This window comes from Acidovorax sp. GW821-FHT09B03, from assembly GCF_059418305.1.
In genome coordinates this window covers 65,875-89,339 of sequence record NZ_JBWKPP010000018.1, presented here as the reverse complement: position 1 = coordinate 89,339, position 23,465 = coordinate 65,875, and the positions used below count along the sequence as shown (strand labels likewise).

At 70.9% G+C, this 23,465-nt stretch carries 19 protein-coding genes; 2 read left to right on the top strand and 17 right to left on the bottom strand.

Annotated elements, in window-relative coordinates; genetic code table 11:
* Window positions 1-80: 80 nt before the first annotated feature.
* Complete coding sequence (locus AC07PA_RS25835; protein ID WP_007851426.1) at window positions 81-1,181, bottom strand: ABC transporter ATP-binding protein; 1,101 nt, start codon at window positions 1,179-1,181, stop codon at window positions 81-83.
* Between the two features lie 276 nt (window positions 1,182-1,457).
* Here AC07PA_RS25835 and AC07PA_RS25830 point away from each other — a divergent pair, with 276 nt between their 5' ends.
* Window positions 1,458-2,591, top strand: a complete 1,134-nt coding sequence (locus AC07PA_RS25830) for a GGDEF domain-containing protein (protein ID WP_494609839.1) — start codon at window positions 1,458-1,460, stop codon at window positions 2,589-2,591.
* Between the two features lie 4 nt (window positions 2,592-2,595).
* Here AC07PA_RS25830 and AC07PA_RS25825 read toward each other — a convergent pair whose 3' ends face one another.
* The 3 genes from AC07PA_RS25825 to AC07PA_RS25815 are packed head-to-tail and all read right to left on the bottom strand — an operon-like array spanning window position 2,596 to window position 5,634.
* Window positions 2,596-3,450 (bottom strand): HpcH/HpaI aldolase/citrate lyase family protein, encoded by an 855-nt coding sequence (locus AC07PA_RS25825; protein ID WP_494609840.1) that lies wholly within the window; start codon window positions 3,448-3,450, stop codon window positions 2,596-2,598.
* Entirely contained in the window at window positions 3,450-4,631 is a 1,182-nt protein-coding gene (locus tag AC07PA_RS25820) for a CaiB/BaiF CoA transferase family protein (protein WP_494609841.1), read from the bottom strand. Before AC07PA_RS25820 ends, AC07PA_RS25825 begins: the two co-directional genes overlap by 1 nt.
* A gap of 16 nt (window positions 4,632-4,647) precedes the next feature.
* On the bottom strand, window positions 4,648-5,634 hold the full coding sequence (locus tag AC07PA_RS25815; RefSeq protein ID WP_494609842.1) for a tripartite tricarboxylate transporter substrate binding protein: 987 nt from the start codon (window positions 5,632-5,634) through the stop codon (window positions 4,648-4,650).
* Between the two features lie 135 nt (window positions 5,635-5,769).
* On the opposite strand from AC07PA_RS25815, the gene AC07PA_RS25810 reads away from it, so the two are divergent.
* Window positions 5,770-6,693 carry a LysR family transcriptional regulator gene (locus AC07PA_RS25810; protein ID WP_494609857.1) on the top strand — a complete coding sequence of 308 codons (924 nt, stop codon included), beginning with the start codon at window positions 5,770-5,772 and terminating at the stop codon, window positions 6,691-6,693.
* Window positions 6,694-6,753: 60 nt separating this feature from the next.
* Here the strand turns inward: AC07PA_RS25810 and cobT are convergent, their stop codons facing one another.
* The 13 genes from cobT to cobW all read right to left on the bottom strand — a co-directional run bounded on the left by cobT (window position 6,754) and on the right by cobW (window position 23,429).
* Window positions 6,754-7,809, bottom strand: coding sequence for a nicotinate-nucleotide--dimethylbenzimidazole phosphoribosyltransferase (gene cobT / locus AC07PA_RS25805; protein ID WP_494609843.1), 1,056 nt, complete (start codon window positions 7,807-7,809; stop codon window positions 6,754-6,756).
* Between the two features lie 24 nt (window positions 7,810-7,833).
* Window positions 7,834-9,294 carry a cobyric acid synthase gene (locus tag AC07PA_RS25800; protein WP_494609858.1) on the bottom strand — a complete coding sequence of 487 codons (1,461 nt, stop codon included), beginning with the start codon at window positions 9,292-9,294 and terminating at the stop codon, window positions 7,834-7,836.
* A gap of 35 nt (window positions 9,295-9,329) precedes the next feature.
* A complete protein-coding gene (locus AC07PA_RS25795; protein ID WP_145696214.1) occupies window positions 9,330-9,728 on the bottom strand; it encodes a DUF3037 domain-containing protein in 399 nt (132 codons plus the stop codon).
* Complete coding sequence (locus AC07PA_RS25790) at window positions 9,715-10,500, bottom strand: HipA family kinase (protein ID WP_494609844.1); 786 nt, start codon at window positions 10,498-10,500, stop codon at window positions 9,715-9,717. The genes AC07PA_RS25795 and AC07PA_RS25790 overlap by 14 nt, the downstream gene beginning before the upstream one ends.
* Window positions 10,500-11,579, bottom strand: coding sequence for an aminotransferase class I/II-fold pyridoxal phosphate-dependent enzyme (locus AC07PA_RS25785; protein ID WP_494609845.1), 1,080 nt, complete (start codon window positions 11,577-11,579; stop codon window positions 10,500-10,502). The genes AC07PA_RS25790 and AC07PA_RS25785 overlap by 1 nt, the downstream gene beginning before the upstream one ends.
* Window positions 11,576-12,577 (bottom strand): adenosylcobinamide-phosphate synthase CbiB, encoded by a 1,002-nt coding sequence (cbiB, locus tag AC07PA_RS25780; RefSeq protein WP_494609846.1) that lies wholly within the window; start codon window positions 12,575-12,577, stop codon window positions 11,576-11,578. The genes AC07PA_RS25785 and cbiB overlap by 4 nt, the downstream gene beginning before the upstream one ends.
* Entirely contained in the window at window positions 12,565-14,133 is a 1,569-nt protein-coding gene (locus tag AC07PA_RS25775) for a PepSY domain-containing protein (RefSeq protein ID WP_494609847.1), read from the bottom strand. Before AC07PA_RS25775 ends, cbiB begins: the two co-directional genes overlap by 13 nt.
* Window positions 14,134-14,161: 28 nt before the next feature.
* Window positions 14,162-16,288: a TonB-dependent receptor gene (locus tag AC07PA_RS25770; protein ID WP_494609848.1), complete on the bottom strand. Its 2,127-nt coding sequence runs from the start codon at window positions 16,286-16,288 to the stop codon at window positions 14,162-14,164.
* Between the two features lie 70 nt (window positions 16,289-16,358).
* Window positions 16,359-16,781, bottom strand: a complete 423-nt coding sequence (locus tag AC07PA_RS25765) for a DUF1636 family protein (RefSeq protein WP_494609849.1) — start codon at window positions 16,779-16,781, stop codon at window positions 16,359-16,361.
* A gap of 16 nt (window positions 16,782-16,797) precedes the next feature.
* On the bottom strand, window positions 16,798-17,517 hold the full coding sequence (locus tag AC07PA_RS25760; RefSeq protein ID WP_494609850.1) for a vWA domain-containing protein: 720 nt from the start codon (window positions 17,515-17,517) through the stop codon (window positions 16,798-16,800).
* Window positions 17,496-18,554 (bottom strand): magnesium chelatase ATPase subunit I, encoded by a 1,059-nt coding sequence (locus tag AC07PA_RS25755; protein WP_494609851.1) that lies wholly within the window; start codon window positions 18,552-18,554, stop codon window positions 17,496-17,498. Before AC07PA_RS25755 ends, AC07PA_RS25760 begins: the two co-directional genes overlap by 22 nt.
* On the bottom strand, window positions 18,551-22,354 hold the full coding sequence (gene cobN, locus AC07PA_RS25750; RefSeq protein WP_494609852.1) for a cobaltochelatase subunit CobN: 3,804 nt from the start codon (window positions 22,352-22,354) through the stop codon (window positions 18,551-18,553). Before cobN ends, AC07PA_RS25755 begins: the two co-directional genes overlap by 4 nt.
* A gap of 10 nt (window positions 22,355-22,364) precedes the next feature.
* A complete protein-coding gene (cobW, locus tag AC07PA_RS25745) occupies window positions 22,365-23,429 on the bottom strand; it encodes a cobalamin biosynthesis protein CobW (protein ID WP_494609853.1) in 1,065 nt (354 codons plus the stop codon).
* Window positions 23,430-23,465: the final 36 nt, after the last annotated feature.

Below are 23,465 nucleotides of genomic sequence, written 5' to 3'. Positions count from 1 at the left end.
GAAGTGGAGGGGTTGGAAACGAACAAACGGACGAAAAGACAGACAGACAGACAGACAGCGGACAACGAAAAAAGCGATGCTCAGGCCGGCACGGCCTGCGCAGTGGCCGTGGCCATGGGCGCAGACACGGGCGCCGCAGGCGGGTACAGGGGGTGGGCCTGCTCAGGCGTCCAGTGCAGTTGCACGCCCTGCCCCACCTGGTAGGGCTGGGCGGCAAAGGCGGCTTCGGAGACCATCACCGAATAGGCGGCCGTGGCATTGGCAGACAGGGCCACGCCCTGTTTTTGCAGGCCCAGCAGCACATAGGTGCCCTGGTACTCCACGTCGGTCACCACGGCCTGCATGTGCTGGGCACCCCAGGGCAGCGGCGCGCCCTGCGGCAGCACCTGCAGGTGGTCGGTGCGCACGCCGACCTTGCCTTCGGTCGTGTCGATCACGTTGTGGCCGCCCATGAAGCGCGCCACGAATTCGCTGGCGGGGCGGTTGTAGACCTCGTGCGGCGAGCCCACCTGCTCGATCACGCCGTGGTTCATCACCACCATGGTGTCGGCCAGGGCCATGGCCTCCTCCTGCGAGTGGGTCACGTGGATGAAGGTCAGGCCCAACTCCTTCTGCCAGCGGCGCAGCTCGGCACGCATCTGGATGCGCAGGAACGGATCGAGCGCCGAAAGGGGTTCGTCCAGCAGCAGCACGCGCGGCTGGGTGATCAGGGCACGCGCCAGCGCCACGCGCTGCTGTTGCCCGCCCGACAGCTCGGCCGGCTTGCGCTCGGCCAGATGGCCCATGGCCACGCGCTCGAGCAGGTCGCGCGCCTTGGCCTGGCGCTCGGCCTTGGCCACGCCCTTCATCTTGAGGCTGAAGGCCACGTTGTCCAGCGCCGAAAGGTGCGGGAACAGCGCAAAGCTCTGGAACATCATGGCCGTGCCGCGCGCGGCGGCGGGCAGGTCGGTGATGTTGCGGTTCTCAAGCAATATGTCGCCGCTGGTCACCGACTCGTGCCCGGCGATCATGCGCAGCGTGGTGCTCTTGCCGCAGCCCGAAGGGCCCAGCAGGCAGCAGTAGCTGCCGCTGGCGATGCGCAGGTCGATGGCGTCCACGGCGGGCTTGCCGCTGGCGTAGCGCTTGGTGAGCGCCACGATCTCGATGGCGGCCGGGGGCTGGGCAGGCGTGGTGTCGTGCATGCCACAGATCTACGCAAACCGCGTGCCAGCTTTTGCACACAATGCTCGCATCAGTTTGTATACAAAATGCACCGATAGCGTGCACAGCCGCTTACACGGCGGGATTGCACGGCACCAAAAGCGCCCATTTCACCCGTCGCGCGGCCGCCACATACGCCCTTCGGCACCAACTGTGCCCACTGGACAAGTGCCATGCCAGCCAGTCGCTGGCTATACTGGCCAGTCACGGAAACATTTCTTTACGAGGCGCCCACCGTCCCACCGCAGCACTGCAGGATGACGAATCTCGACCCTCGCTCCATGATCGCCCTGGCGGGATTCATGTCCGCCCTGATGGCCATCGTGCTCGCCTGCATGCGGCGTTACTACCCGGCCCACATCCGGGGCCTCGGCTCCTGGGCGGCGGCGCCGGTGCTGTGGCTGGCGTCCACCGCGCTCTTCAGCTCGCGTGGACTGGTGCCCGACTGGCTGAGCCTGGTGGGGGCCAACATGCTGCTGGTGCTGGGCACCATGACCTACTACATGGGTACCCGCGCCTTCCTGGGGCATGCGCCCACCTGGCGCATCTGGGGTGGGGTGCTGACCGTGTGCCTGGGGGTCTTCACCTGGCTGTCCTACGGCTGGCCCAACTACAGCGTGCGGCTGACCTTCTTCACGCTGGTGATGTCCTGCATCTATGGCGCCCAGCTGCGCTTTCTGTTGCGCCATGGCGGCAGCAACTTCCCGGTGCGGCTGGTGGAAGTGGTGCTGCTGCTGCACCTTACGGTGCTGCTGGTACGGCTTGGCTCCATCTTCGCGGGGTTCGCGGGCGACAACCTCATGGAGCCGTCGGTCTACCAGAACCTGTACATCGGTGCCTATGCACTCACGGTCCTCATGCTGTCCATCGGCGCGCTGCTGATGGCCACCGACCGGTTGCGCACCGAGCTCGAGCACCTGGCCACGCACGACTCGCTGACCCGGGCGCTGAACCGGCGTGCCTTGCTGCAGCGCTGCGAGGAAGAGCTCGAACGCGCGCGCCGCTATGGAGGCGGCCCCTCGCTGATGATGCTGGACCTGGACCACTTCAAGGCCGTGAACGACAGCTGCGGCCACCAGCATGGCGACGCGGTGCTGGTGCACTTCGTGGAGCGCACCCTGGCCGTGCTGCGCACGCCCGACCGCATGGGCCGCTATGGCGGCGAAGAGTTCATGGTGGTGCTACCCGGCACCGATGCCGTCGCAGCGCTCAACGTGGCCCGGCGCATCCACGCCACGCTGGCCGTAGGCCACCCGCTCGATTGCCGGGTGAGCATCGGCCTGACGCAATGGGGCGGCCCCGGCGACACACTGGACGCCATGCTCGCGCGCGCCGACCAGGCGCTGTACCAGGCCAAGGAACAGGGTCGCAACCAGACCGTGGTCGGATAGCGCCTCAGGCCCGGGCCACCAGCCGCGCGGCCAGCGCCAGCACGGGCGCGTCGACCATGCGCCCATCGAGCCGGAACACCGCCCCGCCCTGCGCGGGCGCTGCCTCCAGTACCCGCCGTGCCCAGGCCAGCTCCGCCGGCTGGGGCGCAAAGGCGGCCTGCACCGGCGCCACCTGGGCGGGGTGGATGCACAGCTTGCCGCCAAAGCCCATGCGCCGGCTGCGTGCCGTGTCGTCGGCCAGGCGTGCCAGGTCGTCCGTGGCCGTGGTCACGCCATCCACCGGCGCGGCCAGCCCCGCGCGGCGCGAGGCACGCACCAGCGCCAGGCGCACCGGCAGCAGTTCGGTCTCATCCGCAGCACACTCCATGCCCAGGTCCACCTGGAAGTCGAGGTGCCCGAAGGCCAGGCGCACCACCTGCGGTGCCTGCGCCAGCGCATCCAGGGCATCGAGCCCGGCATTCGACTCGACCAGCGGCACCAGCAGGCCCTGCGGGCCAAGCGCGCGGGCAACTGCGGCCAGCACCGGTGCCGATTCGGCCTTGGCCAGCATGGCGCCGGCCAGGCCCTGGGCCACGCAGGCGGCCACGGCCGCGAGGTCGTCGGCATGCCAGGGGGTGCCTGCAGCATTGGTGCGCACCAGCAGGCGCGCACGTTGCGCTGGCTCCACGGCCTTCACGGCGGCCAGCAAAGCCGTGCGCGCAGCGGCCTTTTCATCGGGCGCCACCGCGTCCTCCAGGTCCACGATCACCGCGCCCGCGCCGCTGGCCAGGGCCTTGGCGAAGCGCTCGGGGCGGTTGGCCGGAACAAACAGGAAGGTGGTCGCGCGGGCGATGGCACCGTGGGCAGACGACACGGCCATCAGATGGCCTCGCTGGCGCGCAGCATCGCCAGTTGCTCGTCGCCGCGCCCCAGCGCGCGCAGGATGGCCTCGGTGTGCTCGCCCACGGCGGGTATCGGGTCCATGCGGTAGGCAAAGCTGCTGTGCGCACCGGGCGGCAGCAGCGCAGAAAGCGGCCCTTGCGGCGACTCCACCTGCTGCACGCGGCCACGTGCCTGCAACTGCGGATGGGCCCAGACCTCGGCCATGGTGTTCATGCGTGCGTTGGCGATGCGTGCCGCCTCCAGCCGCTCGATGACCTGCGCGGCCGTGAGCGTGCCGAACACGGCGAGGATCAGGACCCGGAGCTCGGCCCGGTGTTCGTTGCGCCGGGCATTGCTGTCAAAGCGCGGGTCGCTGGCAAGCTCTGGCTGCAGCAGCACGTGCTCGCAGAACAGCTTCCACTCGCGCTCGTTCTGCAGGCCCAGCATCACCGTGCCGCCGTCGCCAGCGAGGAAGGGGCCATAGGGGTAGATGGTGGCGTGCGCGGCCGCGTTGCGCGGCGGCGGCGTTGCGCCGCCGTAGGCGTAGTACATGGGAAAGCCCATCCACTCGGCCAGCGATTCGAGCATGGAGACGTCGATGCGCGAGCCCTGCCCCGTCTTCTCGCGCTGCATCAGCGCAGCCAGCACGCTGGTGTAGGCATACATGCCGGCCGCGATGTCGGCAATCGAGTTGCCCGACTTGCAGGGCTCCTCGGGCGTACCGGTCACCGACAGGTAGCCCGCCTCGCTCTGGATCAGCAGGTCGTAGGCCTTCTTGTCGCGGTAGGGGCCATCACTGCCGTAGCCCGAGATGTCGCAGACGACGAGGCGCGGGTTGTGCTTGCTCAGCGCCTCCCACGACAGGCCCATGCGCGCGGTGGCACCGGGGGCGAGGTTCTGCACCAGCACGTCGGCCGTTTCCAGCAGCTCCCACAGCACGGCCAGCGCCTCGGGCTGCTTGAGGTCGAGCGTGAGGCTTTCCTTGGAGCGGTTGACCCAGACGAAGTGCGAGGCCAGGCCCTCTGCCCTGGTGTCGTAGTCGCGCGCAAAGTCGCCGCCGCCGGGGCGCTCGACCTTGATCACGCGCGCCCCCAGGTCGGCCAGCTGGCGGGTGCAGAACGGGGCGGCGATCGCATGCTCGAGCGACACCACGGTGATGTGGTCCAGGGGTCGGGTCATCGGCTGGCTCCTGTGCTCAGTCGACTGTCGCGCCGGAAGTCTTGACCACCTTCGCCCACTTGGCCAGGTCCTCCTGCAGCAGCGCGGCGAACTGGTCGGGCGTGGTCTTGGGCGCGATCTCCACGCCCTGCAGCTCCAGCTTGTCGCGCAGGTCCTTGGCGGCCAGCGCACCGGCCATGCCGTCCTGCAATTTGGACTGGATGTCGGCCGGCAAGCCTGCGGGCGCGAACAGCCCGATCCACAGCGTGCCGTTGTAGCCGGCCACGGTCTCGGCGATGGTGGGCACATCGGGCAGCACGGGCGAGCGTGTGGCGCCACTCACGGCCAGGGCGCGCAGCTTGCCGGCCTTGATGTGCGCCAGGGCCGAGGGCATGCTCGCGAACACCATCGGCAACTGGCCGCCCAGCACGTCGTTGATGGCCGGGGCCACGCCCTTGTAGGGCACGTGCTGCAGCTCTATGCCGGCCATGCTGTTGAGCATTTCACCGAGCAGGTGGTTGAGCGTGCCATTGCCGGCCGATGCGTACTGGTAGTGGCCGGGCCTGGCCTTGGCCAGGGCCACCAGTTCCGCCATGTTGCGTGCCGGGAATGAGGGGTTGACCAACAGCACGTTGGGCACGGCACCGATCAAGCCCACGGGCTTGAAGTCCTTGACCGGGTCGAAGCCTGGGTTCTTGAAGAGAGCGGGATTGATGGCCTGGCTGCTGCTGATGGTCATGAGCAAGGTGTAGCCGTCCTTGGGCGCCTTGGCCACGAACTGCGTGCCGATGTTGCCGCCCGCGCCAGGCCGGTTCTCCACCACGGTGGCGCCTCCCAGCACCTCGCCGAGCTTCTGGCCCACCAGGCGGCCCACGATGTCGTTGGTGCCGCCGGCGGCCTGGGGCACGACCATCACGATGGGGCGGCTGGGGTAGCTGGCCTGGGCCGCTGCCCACAGGGGTGCTGCCAGCAGGGCAGCGAGGGCGGTGCGGCGCGCAATGGCGCGGGGCGAGGCGAAGTTCATGCGGTTTGTCTCCTTGGCGTGTTCTCGGATGAGGACGAATGTTCGCTGCACTGCCGCCCCGGCACAATCACGCATTTCAGAACCGCGCCTTCGCCAGAACCGAAAGCTCAGGAGCCACGCAGTACCATGGCGCCCATGCAATTCGACCTGACCGACCTGCGCCTGTTCGTGCTCACGGCCGAGCAAGGCGCGCTCTCCCGCGCCGCGGCCGCGCGCCACCTGTCGCTGGCGGCCGCCAGTGCGCGCATCAAGGCGCTGGAGGCGCAGGCGGGCATGCCGCTCCTGTACCGCGAGGCGCGCGGCATGCGCACCACGCCTGCGGGAGAGGCCTTCCTGCACCATGCACGCGGCGTGCTGCGCCAGACCGAGCAGCTGCGCGCCGACCTGCAGGAGTACAGCGGCGGCCTGCGCGGCCATGTGCGCGTGTTCGCCAACACCACGGCGGTGACGGACTTCATGCCCGAGATCCTGCCCGCCTTCCTCGCAGCGAATCCGCGCGTGAACGTGGAGCTTCAGGAAAAACCGAACGCAGATATCCCGCGCGGCGTGCTCGACGGGCGCGCCGACATCGGCATCGTCGCGGGCCAGGTGGACACGCTGGGCCTCACGGCCATCCACTTCAGCACCGACCGCCTGGCCCTGGTGGTGCCGCGCGGCCACCGTTTCGCGCGGCGCCGGCGCATGGCCTTTTCCGAAACGCTGGACGAGCCCATGGTGGGCATGCACCCGGCCAGCACGCTGCAGACCTTTCTGGCGCAGGTGACCGAGCAGCTCGGCCAGCCGCAGAAGCTGCGCGTGCAGCTGTCGAGCTTCGACGCCATGTGCCGCATGATCGGTGCCGGCGTAGGCATCGGCATCGTGCCCGAGAGCGCGGCGCACCGCTACCTGGCGCCCATGGGGCTGGTGCTGATCGACCTGGAAGACGCCTGGAGCGTGCGCGAACGCTACATCCTGGTGCGCGAAGAGGCGCGCATGCCGGCGTATGCGCAGTCGCTGATCGACCTGCTGTGCGCACACCACCAGGCCCTGGCCGAAAAGCCTGCGCGCCGCAGGCGCTAAACGTAACGCAGGCGCTAAACGTAACGCAGGCGCTAAGCGGAACGCAGGCGCTGAGAGGTCTCAGCTCTTGTTATCCACGCCAGCCGACTCGAAACTCGCCATCTCGGCCAGCACCGCGCAGGCCGACTGCAGCAGCGGCCAAGCCAGCGCCGCGCCCGAGCCTTCACCCAGGCGCAGGCCCAGGTCCAGCAGGGGCTCGGCCTGCATCTGCGCCAGCATCAGGCTGTGGCCGCGCTCGCCCGAGCGGTGGGCAAACACGCAGCACTGCAGCACGGCCGGCTGCAGGCGGCTGGCCACGAGCACGGCGGCGCTGGTGATGAAACCGTCGACGACAATAACCCGGCGCTCGGCCGCGGCCTGCAGCACGGCCCCCACCAGGGTGGCCACCTCGTAGCCGCCCAGCGCGGCCAGCGCGTCGAAGGGGCTGGTGGCCTCGGCGTTCACATCCAGCGCCTGCTGCAGCACGGCGCGCTTGCGCTCGATGCCGGACGCGTCCAGGCCCGTGCCTGCGCCCGTCACCTCGGCCAGCGGCAGGCCGGCCAGGCGCGCGAGCAGCAGCGAGGCCACCGAGGTGTTGGCAATGCCCATCTCGCCCAGCAGCAGCGCATTGCCCGGCAGGCCGCGCACCACCTCCATGCCGTTGGCAATGGCCTGTTGGCACTGCCCGGCCGTCATGGCAGGGCCCGCCGACGCATCGGCCGTGCCGGGCGCCACCTTGCGCAGCAGCAACTGGGGCGCGCCCGAGGCGGCTGCGCGCGGCGCAATGGGCTTGGCGACGCCGCAGTCCACCACCGTGAGGGCCAGGCCGTGCTGGCGTGCGAGCACGCTCACGGCCGCACCGCCGGCCAGGAAGTTCTCCACCATCTGCCAGGTCACGTCGCTCGGAAAGGCCGACACGCCGCGCGCCGCGATGCCATGGTCGCCCGCGCAGACCAGCATCTGCGGCTGCACCAGCTGCGGCGCCTCGGTGCCCAGCACCTGGCCCAGGCGCAGGGCAAGCGCTTCGAGCCGGCCCAGCGAGCCCAGGGGCTTGGTCTTGAAGTCGAGGATGTGCTGCAGGCGCGCCGTGAGCGTGGCGTCGGTGATGTCGGCGATGGTGGGGATAGCGAAGGACATGGGTTCGTCAGGTAAGGAATGGGATCAGGCCACCAGGGCGTTCAATACGCCGGGTTCGAAATGTGCGTCCACCGTGCGGGCCAGGCCCTCCATCACGGCATCGAGCGTGGGCACGGGGGCAGCCCCTTCGCGGCCGAACAGGGCCTGCAGTGCGGCAGGGTCTTCGAGCAGGCCGTGCAGGTACAGCCCGAGCACATTGCCCGCGCCGTTCTGCCAGGCCAGGCCCGGCACCACTTCGCGTGCCACATCGCCGCCGGCCGCCATGGCCGGGTGCTGGGCAGTCTGGCCATGGTGGATCTCATAGCCGCTGGCCTGCACGCCCGAGAGCGCCGCCCAGGCGCCCTGCAGCGCGCCGAAGCGCGCGGTGCTGCGGCGCACGGTCTTGGCGGGCTCGAAGGTGGTCACCAGGGGTAACAGGCCCAGGCCCGGCGCATTGCCATCGATGCCGGCGGTGTCGATCAGGGCCTCGCCCAGCATCTGCAGGCCGCCGCAGACGCCGAGCACGCGGCCGCCCTGCCCCGCATGCGCGCTGATGGCCTCATCGAGCCCCTGCGTGCGCAGCCAGGCCAGGTCGGCTGCGGTGGCCTTGGAGCCGGGCAGGATGACCCAGTCCGTGGACTTCAGGCCCGCCAGTTCGGCCGGGCTGCGCACCCAGACCAGGCGCACGCCGGGCACGTTCTTGAGCGGCTGGAATTCGTCGAGGTTGCTGATGCGCGGGTAGGCGACGACGGCCACCGTGGTGTGCACGGCCCCGGCAGCGGTGTTGCGGTCGTCGAACACGCCGTCTTCCTCGGGCAGGCCGTGGTGCCACTGCATGGGGATGGTGGCCACCGTGGGCACGCCGGTCAGCTGCTGCAGCATCTGCGGTGCGGGCGCGAGCAGCGCGGCATCGCCGCGGAAGCGGTTGAGTACGAAGCCGTGGATCAGCGCCCGCTCGTCCTCTGGCAGCAGGGCCCAGGTGCCGTACAGGTGGGCAAAGGCACCGCCGCGGTCGATGTCGGTCACCAGCAGGCAGTGCGCGCCACTGTGGCGCGCCACGCGCATGTTCACCACGTCGCTGGCGTGCAGGTTGATCTCGGCGGGCGAGCCCGCGCCCTCGATCACCACCACGTCGTTCTCGGCGCGCAGGGCATCGAGCGCGGCCGCGATCTGCGGCCACACGCGTTCGCTGCGGCCGCGCCAGGGCAGCGCGGTGAGTTCGGCACTCACCTGGCCGAGCAGCACCACCTGGCTCTTGGTGTCGGCCTCGGGCTTGAGCAGCAGCGGGTTCATGCGCACGTCGGGCACGGTGCGTGCGGCAATCGCCTGGAAGTACTGTGCGCTGCCGATCTCGCCATGGCCATGGTCGCTGGCCACCACGCGCGCGTTGTTGCTCATGTTCTGCGCCTTGAAGGGCGCCACCTTGTAGCCCTGGTTGCTGTACCAGCGGCACAGCGCCGTGGCCAGCCAGCTCTTGCCGGCGCCGCTGGTGGTGCCCAGCACCATCACGCAGCGAGCTGGTTTCGCAGAGGCGTGCGCAGTCAAGGCAGGGGCCGCACCATGCGGTCCATGATGTGCTCGAGCGCCGCCGCCGCATCGGTGCAGCGCCCGGTGTGCGCCGGCGAGGTCTGGATGATGGCGCTGCGCCTGGCCGTGAGCCAGTGGAAGCGCTGGCGAAACGGCAACTGCGCAATCGGCCCACAGCCCGCATCCCCCGCGCAGATGGCGACGATGGCCGCCAGGTGGCGGCGCACGCTGTCGATATCCACATGCGGGTCCATGGCCAGCAGGCGCTCCTCGTCGAGCGCAATGGCGGCCTGCAGGAAGCCGCTCTTCTGGCACGAGAGGATTACGCCGGCGTTGATGAATTCCTCGCGCTCCACCCGCGGCACCACGCGCACGATGGCGTAGTCGTACACCGCCATCTCAGCCGCGCGCATCGATGGCCCCCTTCACCCATGCTTCGCGCCCGGCCAGGCGCGCGCAGAAATGCTCCACATAGGCCTGGCGGTGGCTGGCCGGCTGCGACAGCGGGCCCTCGGTGTGCTCGGCGCCGGCGATGGCCAGGAACTCGTCGGGCACCTCGGCCAGGATGCCCGTGAGCACCTCGCGCGTGAGCAATGCGGCCAGCTCCGCATCCACCGCAGCGATCGCCGTGGCCCGGTGCAGCAGCACATGGTCGGCAATCGGCGCGAAGGGCTTGGCAGGCTGCGCCACCGCGCCGTTCCAGGCGTGGTGGAAGGTCAGCGAGGCACCGTGGTCGATGAGCCAGGGCTTCCTGTGCCACATGAGCAGGTTGGTGTTGCGCGCCGTGCGGTCCACATTCGCCACCAGGGCGTCGAACCAGACCAGGCGCGAGGCGAAGTCGTCGCTGACCTCGTCCACCGCAGGGTCGAAGTTGAGCGCGCCCGAAAGGTAGTCGAGCCCCACGTTGAGGCCGCCGCTGGCGCGCACCACGTCCTGGATCTCGGGGTCGGGCTCGGTCTGGGCCAGGCCCGGATCGAGCTCGGCGAGCACGATCTCGGGCACGGGCAGGCCGAGCGCCCGGGCGATGCCGCCCGAGATCATTTCGGCCAGCAGCGCGCGCACGCCCTGCCCCGCGCCGCGGAACTTGAGCACGTACAGGCCCAGGTCGTCGCCTTCGACCACGGCGGGCATGGAGCCGCCTTCACGCAGCGGCGTGACATAGCGGGTAACGGTGATGGTTCGCATCAGGGGTTGTCGCTTTCCTCGGGTTGTGCCCCGGATCTTAGAGCGGCCTGCCAGGCGGTGCGTAGTGCGTCCTGCGCGGAGGGGGCCAGCACGCCCAGGCGCACGGCGCCGGGCAGGCCGAACGAGGTGGCGTCGCGCAGCTTGATGCCGGCCGCGCGCAGGGCCACCAGCGCGGCCGGCAGATCGGCGCACACGGGCTGTGCACAGAAGTAGTTGGCCAGGCTGCCCGCATGCACGGCCCAGCCCAGGTCCAGGCACAGGGTCATCTGGCGCTGTTTCCAGCCGCGCAGGGTATCGAGGCTGTGCACCAGCCAGCGCTGCACGCCGGGCTGCACCCAGGCCTGCAGCAGGGCCACGCCGTGCGCGCCCACGGCCCAGGATGGGGCCAGCGCCAGCAGCGCCTGCACCTGCGCTTCGGCGCCCCCGGGCGCCACGGCATAGGCGGCACGCACGCCCGTCAGGCCCAGGGCCTTGTTGGGGGTCCACAGCTGCCAGCAAGGCAGTTGGGCAGGCAGCACGGGCGTGCCCGCCCAGCGGGCTGCGCCGCCGTCCTCGCCCAGGCGCAGCGGGGCGTAGGCACAGTCCAGCACGCGCAGCGAGGCATCACCGCCCTGGGCCAGGGCCGCCCAGGCGTCCCGCGCCGGATCGGTGCGGCCCAGCGGGCTCGACGGCTCGCAGGCCCATTGCAGGCCCGGCACGGCGGCCTCCCCGTCCTTGCGGTGCACCAGGTCCATGCCACGTGCCAGCGCGGCCTGGGCATAGTCGCCATAGCTGTGCAGCGGCAAGCTGGCCTGCAAGGCCCCCTGCTGCACGGCCAGCGCCGTGATGCGGTGGATGAACTCACTGGAACTGGCCGCCAGCACGATGCGCCAGGGCGCCACGCCATGGAAGGCGGCAAGCGCTTCGCGCAGCGCCGTGTAGTGCGGATCGGGGTAGCGCGTGGCATCGGCCTGCTGCACGGCGTGCAGCGCCTCGGGACAGGGGCCGCAGGCGTTGCTGTTGGTCGAAAAATCGTGCACGGGCGCGCCCAGCGCGTCGGGGCCGCCATGGTGGTGCAGCGCGGTGGCAGGCACGATCATGTGCCCATCCATGCCGACACGATGGTGATCAGCAGGTGCGCGCCCACGCCGACGGGCACGAGCGACAGCGCCACCAGCGACCCGAGCTTGGCTGCGCGCCGGGTGTCGAGCGGGCCGGGGTCGCGCGCATCGGCATTGAGCACATACACGCCGGGCTTGGCCAGGCGCACACCCAGTGCCAGCGCCATGGCCGCCATGGGCCAGCCGCTGTTGGGCGAGGGTGTGCGGCGCGCCAGGCGGGCCACGGTGGCGGGGGAGAGCCCGCCCGCCATCAACGCCAGCAGCAGCGCGGTGATGCGCGCGGGCAGCCACGAGAGCACGTCGTCCGCGCGCGCCGCCCATTTGCCGGCCCACTGCCAGTAGCGCCCGCCGCGCATGCCGGGGTAGCCCCACATGGCATCGGCCGTGTTGGCCAGGCGGTACAGCGCGGCGCCCGGCAGGCCCAGCAGCACGAACCAGAACAGCGGCGCCACCACCGAATCGTTGAGGTTCTCGGCCAGCGACTCGATGGCCGACTCGCGCACCTGCTCGGCCGTGAGCCCGCTCACGTCGCGGCTCACCAGGCGCGCCAGCTGCTCACGGCCCTCGGGCAGGGAGCGGGCCAGCGCCGCCTCCACCGCCAGCACCTCGTCGTGCAGCATGCGCCAGGACAGCAGGGGCTTGAGCAGCAAGCCCAGCAGGGCCGCCGCAATCACGTCGTGGAAACGCAGCGCCAGCCACTGCAGGCCCCAGGCCGCGGACATGACCTCCACCGCCAGCACGCACCAGGCCAGCGCCATGCACCAGAAGGCCCTGAAATCGCGCGGCACGGGCGACAACGGCGCCCAGCGCTCGCCGCACCATTGCAGGGCCTTGCCCATCCACACCACGGGGTGCACGGCCACCGGTGGCTCCCCACGCCACCAGTCGATGGCCAGGGCCACGAAAGGCACCCAGATCAGCACGCGCAGGGCGTCCCACTGCGTGCCGGGCAGCAGCAGATCGATCAGACCGACCATGTGCCTTGCGACGAATCGCCCACGGTGGCTTGTGCAGCGCTGCGGGCCTGCCGCCGCCGTGCGGGCACGAACACGCGCCAGGCGATCACACAGGAGGTGATGCACAGCGCAATGCCCAGCAGCGACAGCCCCACCACCAGCACGGTGCGCAGCAGCGGGCGCGCCAGCAGCGGTGCGAAGTCCAGGCTGTGCAGGCCGTTGTAGAGCACCCGCTGCCAGGGCGTGGTGGCGTCGGCGCGCATCACGATGCGGGCCGAGGCGGCATCGGCGTACACGGTCACGTCGTCCTCCGCCCAGTGGGCACGCCAGACGGGCAAGGGTCGGTTGAAGGATGTCGATGCGTCATGGTGGCGCGCATAGTACAGCGCGTCGTACCGGGTGAGCTGCTCGATGGCCGGCGGCGGGCTGCCGGGTCGCAAGGCCTGCAGTGCCGCGAGCACGGTCGCATCGGGCACGGCCTGCGCCACGCTGGCTTCGGGACCATCGGCCCGCACCAGGCGCTGCACCGCACCCTCGCCCTGGCCGCGCACGCGGTACCAGGCCTGGCCGGCGATGCGCAGCGTATCGAGCTCCAGCGGCACCACGCCCTGGGCCGCTGCCAGAGCCACGGCCTCGGCCGGGCCACGCGCCATGCGCGGCGCCTCGCCGGCCCACTGCATGCGCGCCTGCGGGTCTGCGGCGCGGCCCGTGAACACGCCGAACGGGTTCATCGACATCAGGCCCGAGAACATCCAGGTGAGCGTGAACACGGCAGCCACCAGGCCCAGGATGTGGTGCCAGCGCATCCAGAACTTCCGGTACGGAATCCACCGGTGGCGATTGAGAAAAAGCTGCCAGATGCCCAGCGCAATGCCCGTGGCAGCCAGCAGCACGCCGGGGATGGAGAGCCATACCACCACATGGTGCCAGGCCTTGGGGAACTGGCGCAGCACCGTCGGGTAGATCCAGTGCGGCACGGCGCCCAGCCAGTTCCAGAAGCGCTCGGCGCGGCGCGTGTCGCGCACCACCTCGGTGGCGCCGGGCGATACGTAGAGCTCCAGCCCGTCGTCGCCATCGAGCAGCACCTTGACCAGGGGCCGGTGCACATCCAGGCCCTGGGGCACCGTCCACTGGTCGCGCTCCAGGCGCTCCGTGCCTGTGGCGCGCCGGCCGCTGAAGGCTTCGGCCACGCTGGCGGCCTGGGCGTCGTCGAGCGGTGCCACCAGCGCACCCGTGCGCGCATCCAGCGTGTGCCAGCGCAGGCGCGGCGCCGCATCGGCATCGCCGCCGGCCACGGTGGCCTGCAGGCGCCACACGGGCGCATCGCCGAACATGCCCAGGCGCGCTTCGACCCCGCCCGAGGGGCGCAGGCCCGCACGCTGGGCCGCATCGGGCGCGGCCAGGCAGCAACCGGCCGGCAACTGCAGCGGCGGCAGCGCCGCCAGCCGCTCGGCCTGCGTGAGGCTGGGGAACGGCACGTAGTACAGCACCACCCCGCTCACGAACCACATGAGGAAGAACAGCGCCAGCACCACGCCCAGCCACTTGTGCACGAAGATGACGAGCTTCTTCACCATGCGCGGCTCCTTGCCCTGCCCACCGGCGTCAGAACGTGGCGCGGGCCGTGAGCTGCACGGTGCGCGGCGCGCCCAGCAGCCAGCGTGCGTTGGCCGTACCCGCCAGCGCATAGTCGCGGTTGGCCAGGTTCTTCACCGCCAGGCCGAGCTTCAGGTTGCGCGAGTAGTCATAGGCCAGCGAGGCGTCGAGCACCGCATACGACGGCAGCCTGGTGGTGTTGGCGGTATTTCCCTGGCGCTCGCCCACGTAGCGCGCGCCGAAGCCGGCCTGCCACTGCGGCAGGAAGCGGTACGCGGTCCAGATGCTGGCAGTGCGCTCGGGCACGCCGGTGGGCGTCATGCCGTCGCGCGAGACCAGCGCGCCCGAGACCAGCTCCTTGAAATCGTCGTAGCGCGCACGCAGGAAGGCGGCATTGGCGTCGATGGTCCAGCCGCGCACGGGCTCGGCCGCAAAGGCCAGCTCGATGCCGGTGGAGGACTGTTGGCCGATCTGCTGGGTGATGTTGGGGTTGCTGGCATCGCGTGAGAGCAGGTTGCGCTTTTCGATCTTGTACAGCGCCACCGTCCATTCTCCGCGCACGGAGGGCACGGCGCCCTTGGCGCCGACTTCGACCTGGCGGCCCTTGGTGAGGTCGAACGTATTGCCGCCACCGGGCAGCGACAGCGCGCCCGAGAGAGGGTCGGTCCCCGTGCCGAACTGGCCGTAGAGCGACAGCGCCTCGCTGGGCGCCCACACGGCGCCCAGGCGGCCAGTGACAGGCGAGTACTTCTTGACCAGGTTCACGCCGCCGCGCAGGTCGGTGGTATCGAGTTCCATGTGGTCGCTGCGCAGGCCGGCCACCAGCTTCCACTCCTTCGTGAGGTCGAGCGCGTTCTCGGCGAACAGGGCCGTGGTCTTGAGTTCGGAGGCGCGGCCGGGGATGGTGGGCACCGGGCTGATGAAGCCACCAGGCGCGAAGTTGAACGGGTCCACCGTGCTTGCGCCGCCGTAGGGCGAGTTGTTGGTGTGCAGCAGCTTGGTACGGTACCAATCCAGGCCCACGATGAAGCGGTTCTTCATGCTGCCCAGGTTTCCGTCGAAGGCGGCGTCGAAGCGGTTGCCGGTCTGCTCCTGGTCGTGCAGGATCTCCAGGTAGTCGCTGCGGTTCACGGCCGTGCCGGCGGCGTTGAAGGCATAGGCCTCGGCATTGCGCCAATGGCGGTCGGTGCTCAGGTGGTAGGTTTCGTTGCGCAGGCGCACGCCGGCGGCGGCCTGCCAGTCGACCTTGGCGCGCCAGACACGGTCGTCGTACTTGACCACCGAGTCGGCCACGTTGAAGTTGGTGCGGCGCAGGCGCTCGTCGAGCACGCCATTGCGCAGCGGCGTACCGAAGTAGCGCGCATCGTCGTTCACGCCGCCGTCGAGCGACAGGGTGATATTCAGGTCGCGGCCCGGCCGCACGGCCAGGGCCAGGGCGTAGTTGTGGCGCTGCGTGTCCATGAACTGGCGGTAGCCGTCGCTCTTTTCCGCATCCAGGTAGACCGAGTAGGCCAGCACGTCGTTGATCGGGCCGCGCAGGCCCACGCCGCCCTGTACCGTACCGAACGAACCCACGGAGAAGAATGCCTCGCGCTGCGTGGTCTCGAAGCTCGGGCGCTTGGTCACATAGTTCACGGCCGCGCCGATGGCGCCGTCACCGTAGAGCACCGAGGCCGGGCCGCGCAGCACCTCGACCGACTCCATGGGCCAGGTCGAGAACGGGTAGGTGATGGTGCCCGAAGCGACGATGAGGCGCGTGCCGTCCACCATCTGCGCCACCGAGTTGTGGCCGGCGAAGCCGCGCGCCACCAGGCTGGTGCCGCCGTTGCCGGGGGCTGGTGCCTCGGTGATGCCGGGCATGCGCACGGCCACGTCCTGCGCTCGGGTCAGGCTGCGCTCGGCGATATCGGCCGCGCCCAGGCTGCTCACGCTGGCCGGCGTTTCGCGCGCCGTCAGGCCCAGGCGCGAGCCCGTGGCGCTGGGGGCATCGAGCGACAGCGTGCTGCCGGGTGCGGACTGCGTGTCCGTGACCTGCACAGCGGGCAACTGGGTGGCGGCGGCGGACTGGGCATGGGCAGCCGTCTGAGCGATGCAGGCCAGCACGGCCAGGGACAGGGGGGTGAGGTGTCGGTGCATGGGAAAGGGACTCCAAAAACAGGCAAATTCAGGGAAGTAACGGAACCAGGGGCATGGCAGCGTTGCTGAATCAACCGGTGGGGGTCGGCACAAAGGGCGGTAACCGAGCCACGATGCCGCTCCTGAGGCGCGCAGGACGCTCGTTGCGGTTGAGCATGCCGTCGCTGGCACGGGCATGCATGGCGCCGCACTCCAGCACATGGCGCGCGGTCTCGTCATCGGGCTTAAGGTCGCCGAAGACAAAAGTGTGCTTGCCGGGCGCCTGGAAGGCAACGGAGCAGGCCCGCCCGCAACTGCTCAGGCAGGCCACGCCGCGCACGCGCACATGGGCCCAGGCGCCCGCGTCGTCTTCGAGCTGGGCCATCTGCACGGCCTCGAACAGCAGTTCGCCGCTGGCAGGCAGGTCACGGGACGCACCGGCCGGGCGGCAGGTGGTGCAGACGATCACGTCGGTGGTGGTCGGGAAGGGCATCGGGGATGCTGCGTCGGACATCGGGGAAAAGCTCGTTCTAGGAAGAAAGGGGTTCGGGCATGCGGTGCTCGGCATGCCAGCGCGCGGCCCAGGCGGCGCAGCGGCCCACCGGCCGCAGCGGATCGTCGAAATCCACGACCACGACATGCGTGGCCGCAGCGGGTGCAGCAGGCTGCTCCAGCGTGCGGCCATCGGTCAGCAGCCACAGGCACGACGGTGCTCCCGCGCCGCGCTGGCGCCGCGTGGTGCGCAGCAGGCGCTCGGCCTCGGCCAGGCCGGCCGCCAGGGGCGTGCCGCCTCCTGCGCCCAGCGGGCGCACGCGGGCCGTGCCGGCCGTGCGCGCGGGGCCCGGGGGCAGCAGCAGCTCCACCCCCTGGCCGCCAAAGCACAAAAGCGCCACCTCGTCGCCCGCGCGCGCGGCCTGCTCGATCAGGCGCGCCGCATAGCCCTTGGCCCAGGCCAGGCGCCCGCCCTGGCGCATGGAGCCCGAGGTATCGAGCGCGATCAGGTGCAGGCAGGGCTGCACGGCACTGGCAGGCTGGCGGCGCAGATGCGCGGCCTGCAGGCGCGCCGGGCCCTTGGCCACCAGCGTGGGCAGCCAGGCGATGCCCGCACCCTCGGGGTCGGCGGGCCGGGCCACGGCCTGCGGCGTGCGCAGCCAGGCATTGCGGGGGGCTTGCCACCTCCAGCCTGCGCTTGCCTTGTTGGTCTTCAGCGAGCGCGGGCCGGGGTGGCTCAGGCTTTTTTTGGTGGCCATGCCCCCGTGCTGCGCACGCGCGCCATGGCCTGGGGCTCGGGCGGCAGGGCGCCCCAGTCGCCCTCGGGCGCGTTCTGCGACGAGGCAGGGCCCTGCCCGCCTGCAGGCGATGGTTTCGTCGATGACGAAGGCGGTGGCTGCGTGGCGCCAGCCGGTGGCGCCGAGCCGGCGTTGCTCTCCGTGCGGCGGTGCGCCAGCGCCAGCTCGGCCACGGCATCCACATGCGCCAGGCCCACGCTATCGTCCTGCTGCAGCGCGGCCAGCGCGCGCGCGGCGCGCAGCATCACCAGGTCGGCGCGGATGCCGTCCACCCCGGCGGCCAGGGCCAGGTTGGCGGCATGCTGCACCACGGCGTCGGTCCATTCCAGGGCCGCCAGCGCGGCGCGGGCGCGGGCCACCGCCGCGGCCAGTTCGGCCTGCGCGGCGGCATGCCGCGCCACCACGGCCGCGGGATCGGCATCGAAGGCCAGGCGGGCACGCACGATGGCCTGGCGCTGCGCGGCATCGGCCGGGTTGTGCAGGGCCACCGACAGGCCGAAGCGGTCCAGCAACTGCGGACGCAGCTCGCCCTCCTCCGGGTTCATGGTGCCCACCAGCACGAAGCGCGCCGCATGCTGGTGCGACACGCCATCGCGCTCCACGGTGTTCACGCCGCTGGCGGCCACGTCGAGCAGCGAATCCACCAGCGCATCGGGCAGCAGGTTGACCTCGTCCACATAGAGCACGCCGCCATGCGCACGCGCCACCAGGCCGGGCGCCAGGCGCACCTGGCCGTCGCGCAGCACGTCTTGGATGTTCAGCGTGCCCACCAGTTGCTCCAGGCTGGCGGCCAAGGGCAGCGTGACGAAGGGCGCATCGGGCAGCAGCGCGGCCAGCGCGCGCGCCGAGGTCGACTTGGCCGTGCCGCGCGGGCCGCTGATGAGCACCCCGCCCATGCCGGGGTCGATGGCGGCCAGCAGCAGGGCGCGCTGCAGGGCCTCGTGCCCGACCAGGGCGGTGAAGGGGAACACAGTGGCGGGAGGTGCGAAAGTTGTCATGTCAAAGGTCCTTCGCCCTGGGTTTCAAGGCGGTGCTCCAGTGCGAGCAGGTGCTGTTCGATGCGCTCGCGGTGCTCGCCGGGCTCGGCCCACAGGCCGCGCTGCATGGCTTCGAGCAGGCGCTCGCCCACACTGCGCAGGGCCAGCGGGTTGTGCTGCTGCAGAAACTCGCGCGTGGCGTCGTCGTGCAGGTAGGCGTCGGCCACCAGCGCGTACTGGTGGTCACCCACCACGCCGGTGGTCGCGTCGAAGGCGAACAAATAGTCCACCGTGGCCGCGATCTCGAACGCGCCCTTGTAGCCGTGGCGCTTGACGCCGGCTATCCACTTGGGGTTGACTGCGCGCGAACGCACCACCCGCGCCAGCTCTTCGCCGAGGGTGCGGATGCGCGGCGCACCCGGCACACTGAAATCGCCGTGGTACAGCGCGGCGGGGGCACCAGCCAGGTGCTGCACGGCGGCGGCCATGCCGCCCTGGAACTGGTAGTAGTCGTCCGAGTCGAGGATGTCGTGCTCGCGGTTGTCCTGGTTGTGCAGCACGGCGTCCACGGCCGCCAGGCGCTGCTCGAAGGCCGCGCGCGCAGCCTCGCCATGCTGGCCCTGTCCGTAGGCAAAGGCACCCGCGCGCAGGTAGGCCTGGGCCAGGTCGTCGGCGGTGCTCCAGCGGCCGCTGGCCATCACCTCCTGCAGGCCGGCGCCATAGCCGCCGGGGCGCGGGCCGAACACGCGCCAGGTGGCGCGGCGCTCGGCATCGTCAGCGGCCATGCCCTGCGCCTGGGCTTGCGCGGCCTCGCGCCGCACGCGCACGCGGATGGGGTTCACGTCGTCGGGCTCGTCGTCCTCGGGGATGGCGGCCACTGCGCGCACGGCCGTGTCGAACAGGTCGATCACGCCCGGGAAGGCATCGCGGAAGAAGCCCGACACGCGCAGCGTCACGTCGATGCGCGGGCGGTTGCGTATCGCCATGGGCAGCACCTCGATGTCCACCACGCGGTGGCTGCCGGGCGCCCATTGGGGGCGCACGCCCAGCAGGGCAAAGGCCTGGCCGATGTCCTCGCCGCCCGTGCGCATGGTGCTGGTGCCCCAGACCGACAGGCCCACCGCCGTGGGAAAGCTGCCATGGTCCTGCAGGTGGCGCTCCACCACGCGGTCGGCCGCCAGCGCGCCCATGCCGTAGGCCGTGGGCGTGGGCACGGCGCGCGTGTCCACCGAATAGAAGTTGCGGCCCGTGGGCAGCACGTCGGGCCGGCCGCGCGATGGCGCGCCACTGGGCCCGGGCGGCACGAAGCGGCCCGCCAGGCCGCGCAGCAGCTGGCCCATCTCGTTCGCACCGCAGGCATCGAGCCGGGGCGCCAGCACGGCACGCATGCGCGCCAGCACCGCCGCGGCACCGGGCCACAGCGCGGCGTCGAGGGGCACATCCTCGGCGCCCAGGTAGCGCTCGACGCACTGCACAGCGAGCTTTTCCAGCCGCTCGCGCGTGTGGCCCACGTGGCGCCAGGGCTCGTCGCCCAGGGCCTGCAGCGCGTCGGGCCGCGGGCCGGTCCATGGCGCGGCCCACTCGGGGTTCAAAGGGTCGAAATCGGCGAGGCCCAGGTCCTGCGCCAGCGCCACCAGCAGGCTGCCCTGCCCTGTCGCAGAGCCGCCCGGAAAGCGCGCCAGCGCCACCAGGGTGTCAGTGCGCTGGCGGCCCCGCGGCGAACGGCCCAGGGTGTGCAGGCCGTCGCGGATCTGGGACTCCTTGATCTCGCACAGGTAGGCATCGAGCCGGCCGAGCAGGGCTTCGCGCTGCGCGTCGTCGGCCGGGGGCGCAAAGCCCAGCTCCTGGTGCAGGCGGTGCTGCAGCACCTGGTCGAGGATGCTCTGGCGCAGCAATTTGGCGCGGCGCGGGTCGAGCGACAGCGCCTCGTAGTACTCGTCCATGGCGCGCTCGAGCTGCTGCAGCGGGCCGTAGGTCTCGGCGCGCGTGAGCGCGGGCATCAGGTGGTCGATGATGACCGCCTGCGTGCGCCGCTTGGCCTGGCTGCCCTCGCCCGGGTCGTTGACGATGAAGGGGTACAGGTGCGGCAGCGGGCCCAGGATGGCGTCGGGCCAGCAGGCGGCGCCCAGCGCCACGCTCTTGCCCGGCAGCCATTCGAGATTGCCGTGCTTGCCCACGTGGACCACGGCGTCCACCGCGAACACGCGGCGCAGCCAGAAGTAGAAGGCCAGGTAGCCATGCGTGGGCACCAGGTCGGCATCGTGGTAGCTGGCCACCAGGTCCAGGTCGCGGCCACGCGCGGGCTGTATGCCCACGAAGACATTGCCCAGGCGCACGCCCGGCACCATGAAGCGGCCGCTGCGCACGATGGGGTCGGCACCGGGCGGGCCCCACAGCGCGTTCACCGCGTCCTGGCTGGCCTGCGGCAACGCGCCGAAGTCGGCCAGGTAGTCGGCCATCGCCAGGCTCTGGCCCGCGGGGCGGTCGGCATTGGCGTCGAGGTTGTTGGTCACGCCCTCCACCAGCTGCGCGATCAGCGCGTCGCCGCCCTCGGGCAGCTCGCCCGTGGTGTAGCCCGCATCGCGCAGCGCCTGCAAGATGAGCACGGTGGAGGCCGGCGTGTCCAGGCCCACGCCGTTGGCCAGGCGCGCATCGTCGTTGGGGTAATTGGCCAGGATGAGCGCCACGCGCTTGCCCACGTGCGGCTTGCTGCGCAGCACACACCAGCGGCGCGCCAGCTCGGCCACGAAGGCGATGCGCTCGGGCTCGGGCTGGTAGCGCACCACGTCGACCTCGGTGCGCTCGCAGCGCCAGGCCAGGCCCTTGAAGCTGATGGCGCGCGCGCCGATGCGCCCGTCCACCTCGGGCAGCACCACCTGCATGGCCAGGTCGCGCGGCGCCAGGCCATGCGGGTCGGCCTGCCACTGCTCTTGCGAGCAGCCGGCGGTGATGAGCTGCAGCACCGGCGCATCGCCGGCCAGGGTGATCGCCTGCGCATCCCCGTCGTCGCTGCCATCGATGGAGGCCACGGCAAAGCTCGTGGCGTTGAGCACCACGGCCACGCCCTGCTCCTCGGCCATGGCCTGCAGCACGGCCAGGCTCTCGGGGTTCTTGAGCGAATCGACGGCCACGGCCAGGGTGTTGAGGCCCACCCCCGCCAGCGCCGCCTGCATGGCATCGAACACCGCCGTGTTGCCCGACTGCAGGTGGGCGCGGTAGAACACCAGCAGCGCCACCGGTGCACCGGGAACCCAGGGCGCGGCATCGGCCGGCGTGTAGGCCATCACCGGCGGCAACGGCCGCGGTGCGGGTGGGCGTGGCCCGATGCCAAAGGCCGCATGGCCGATCAGCGCGAAGAAGGCCAGCGCGTTGTCGCGCCCGCCCTCGCGCAGGCAGCGCCACAGCTGGTGGCAGTCCTCGGGGCTGGCGGTGCTGCGCATCAGCAGTTGCGGGTCTTCGACGTTGTCGCCCGAGAACAGCGCCAGCCACTGGCCGCGCTTGCCGGCCAGCGACTGCGCCTGCTCGACCACGTAGGCCCAGTCGCTGGGGCTGCCCAGGTGGTCGATGACGACCACGCGCGCATGGCGCAGCACGTCGTCCACATACATGTCGGTGGACGCGGGCTGGCGCAGCCACATCAGGTTGGCCAGGCGCACACTGGGGAAGCCTTCGCCCAGGCTGGCTGCGGCATCGGACAGCAGCGACAGCGTGGTGTCGGCCGCGCTCAGGATGACGATGTCGCCGGGCGTCTGCTCCACGCGCACCAGGCCCTGACCCCCGTCCTCGACGTAGCCACCCGGGCGTGTGGAAAGCAGATGCATGCCGACGGCCTCAGGCGGTGGTGGCGGATTCGGCCAGGGCCGATTGCAGCTCGGCCTGCAGGGCCGCGGCATCCAGGTGGTCGCCGATCACCACCAGGCGCGTGGCGCGCAGGTCGCCCTCACGCCACGCGCGGTCGAAATGGCTGTCGAAGCGCTGGCCCACGCCCTGCACCACCAGACGCATGGCCGCGCCCGGCAGGGCCACGAAGCCCTTGATGCGGTAGATCTCGTGGCGCTGCACCAGGGCGACCAGGGCCTCCAGCAGGCGGCCGCGGTCGGTCACGTCGAGCGTGACGTGGACCGACTCGAACTCGTCGTGGTCGTGGTCCTCTTCCTCGTCGTGGTGGGTCTTGCGCGCGTCGATCACGTCCTCCACCGCATGGCCCAGGCCCAGCAGCACGCTGGGGTCGATGCGGCCGTGCTGGGCGTGCACGAACTTCACGCCCGGCAGGGTCTCGCCGCGCACGATGGCTTCCACGCGGGCCAGGGCTTCGGCATCCAGGCCGTCGGTCTTGTGCAGCACCACCAGGTCGGCGGTGGCCAGCTGGTCCTCGAACAGCTCGTGCAGGGGCGATTCGTGGTCCAGGTTCTCGTCGGCGCGGCGCTGGGCGTCCACCGCAACGGGGTCGTCGGCGAACTGGCCGGCGGCCACGGCAGGCGCATCGACCACGGTGATCACCGAATCGACCGTGAACACGTTGCGCAGCGCGGGCCACTGGAAGGCCTGCACCAGCGGCTTGGGCAGCGCCAGGCCCGAGGTCTCGATGACCAGGTGGTCGATCTGGTCGCGGCGTGCGGCCAGTTGCTCCATCACCGGCGCGAACTCTTCCTGCACGGTGCAGCACAGGCAGCCGTTGGCCAGCTCGAACAGCTGGCCGTTCTCCACGCCGTTCTCGTCGCAGCCGATGCCGCAGCTGCGCAGCAACTCGCCGTCGATACCGAGCTCGCCGAACTCATTGACGATGACCGCAATGCGTTTGCCCTGCGCGTTGGTCAGCAGGTGGCGCAGCAGCGTGGTCTTGCCGCTGCCCAGGAAGCCGGTGACGATGGTGGCGGGAATCTTGTTCACTTGCATGGAAGGAATCTCCAGTCAGAAAAATCGGGAATCAGA

Coding starts and splice junctions, on each gene's coding strand:
- AC07PA_RS25835 (WP_007851426.1), bottom strand. CDS start 1,181: ATGCACGACACCACGCCTGCCCAGCCCCCGGCCGCCATCGAGATCGTG.
- AC07PA_RS25830 (WP_494609839.1), top strand. CDS start 1,458: ATGACGAATCTCGACCCTCGCTCCATGATCGCCCTGGCGGGATTCATG.
- AC07PA_RS25825 (WP_494609840.1), bottom strand. CDS start 3,450: ATGGCCGTGTCGTCTGCCCACGGTGCCATCGCCCGCGCGACCACCTTC.
- AC07PA_RS25820 (WP_494609841.1), bottom strand. CDS start 4,631: ATGACCCGACCCCTGGACCACATCACCGTGGTGTCGCTCGAGCATGCG.
- AC07PA_RS25815 (WP_494609842.1), bottom strand. CDS start 5,634: ATGAACTTCGCCTCGCCCCGCGCCATTGCGCGCCGCACCGCCCTCGCT.
- AC07PA_RS25810 (WP_494609857.1), top strand. CDS start 5,770: ATGCAATTCGACCTGACCGACCTGCGCCTGTTCGTGCTCACGGCCGAG.
- cobT (WP_494609843.1), bottom strand. CDS start 7,809: ATGTCCTTCGCTATCCCCACCATCGCCGACATCACCGACGCCACGCTC.
- AC07PA_RS25800 (WP_494609858.1), bottom strand. CDS start 9,294: ATGGTGCTGGGCACCACCAGCGGCGCCGGCAAGAGCTGGCTGGCCACG.
- AC07PA_RS25795 (WP_145696214.1), bottom strand. CDS start 9,728: ATGCGCGCGGCTGAGATGGCGGTGTACGACTACGCCATCGTGCGCGTG.
- AC07PA_RS25790 (WP_494609844.1), bottom strand. CDS start 10,500: ATGCGAACCATCACCGTTACCCGCTATGTCACGCCGCTGCGTGAAGGC.
- AC07PA_RS25785 (WP_494609845.1), bottom strand. CDS start 11,579: ATGATCGTGCCTGCCACCGCGCTGCACCACCATGGCGGCCCCGACGCG.
- cbiB (WP_494609846.1), bottom strand. CDS start 12,577: ATGGTCGGTCTGATCGATCTGCTGCTGCCCGGCACGCAGTGGGACGCC.
- AC07PA_RS25775 (WP_494609847.1), bottom strand. CDS start 14,133: ATGGTGAAGAAGCTCGTCATCTTCGTGCACAAGTGGCTGGGCGTGGTG.
- AC07PA_RS25770 (WP_494609848.1), bottom strand. CDS start 16,288: ATGCACCGACACCTCACCCCCCTGTCCCTGGCCGTGCTGGCCTGCATC.
- AC07PA_RS25765 (WP_494609849.1), bottom strand. CDS start 16,781: ATGTCCGACGCAGCATCCCCGATGCCCTTCCCGACCACCACCGACGTG.
- AC07PA_RS25760 (WP_494609850.1), bottom strand. CDS start 17,517: ATGGCCACCAAAAAAAGCCTGAGCCACCCCGGCCCGCGCTCGCTGAAG.
- AC07PA_RS25755 (WP_494609851.1), bottom strand. CDS start 18,554: ATGACAACTTTCGCACCTCCCGCCACTGTGTTCCCCTTCACCGCCCTG.
- cobN (WP_494609852.1), bottom strand. CDS start 22,354: ATGCATCTGCTTTCCACACGCCCGGGTGGCTACGTCGAGGACGGGGGT.
- cobW (WP_494609853.1), bottom strand. CDS start 23,429: ATGCAAGTGAACAAGATTCCCGCCACCATCGTCACCGGCTTCCTGGGC.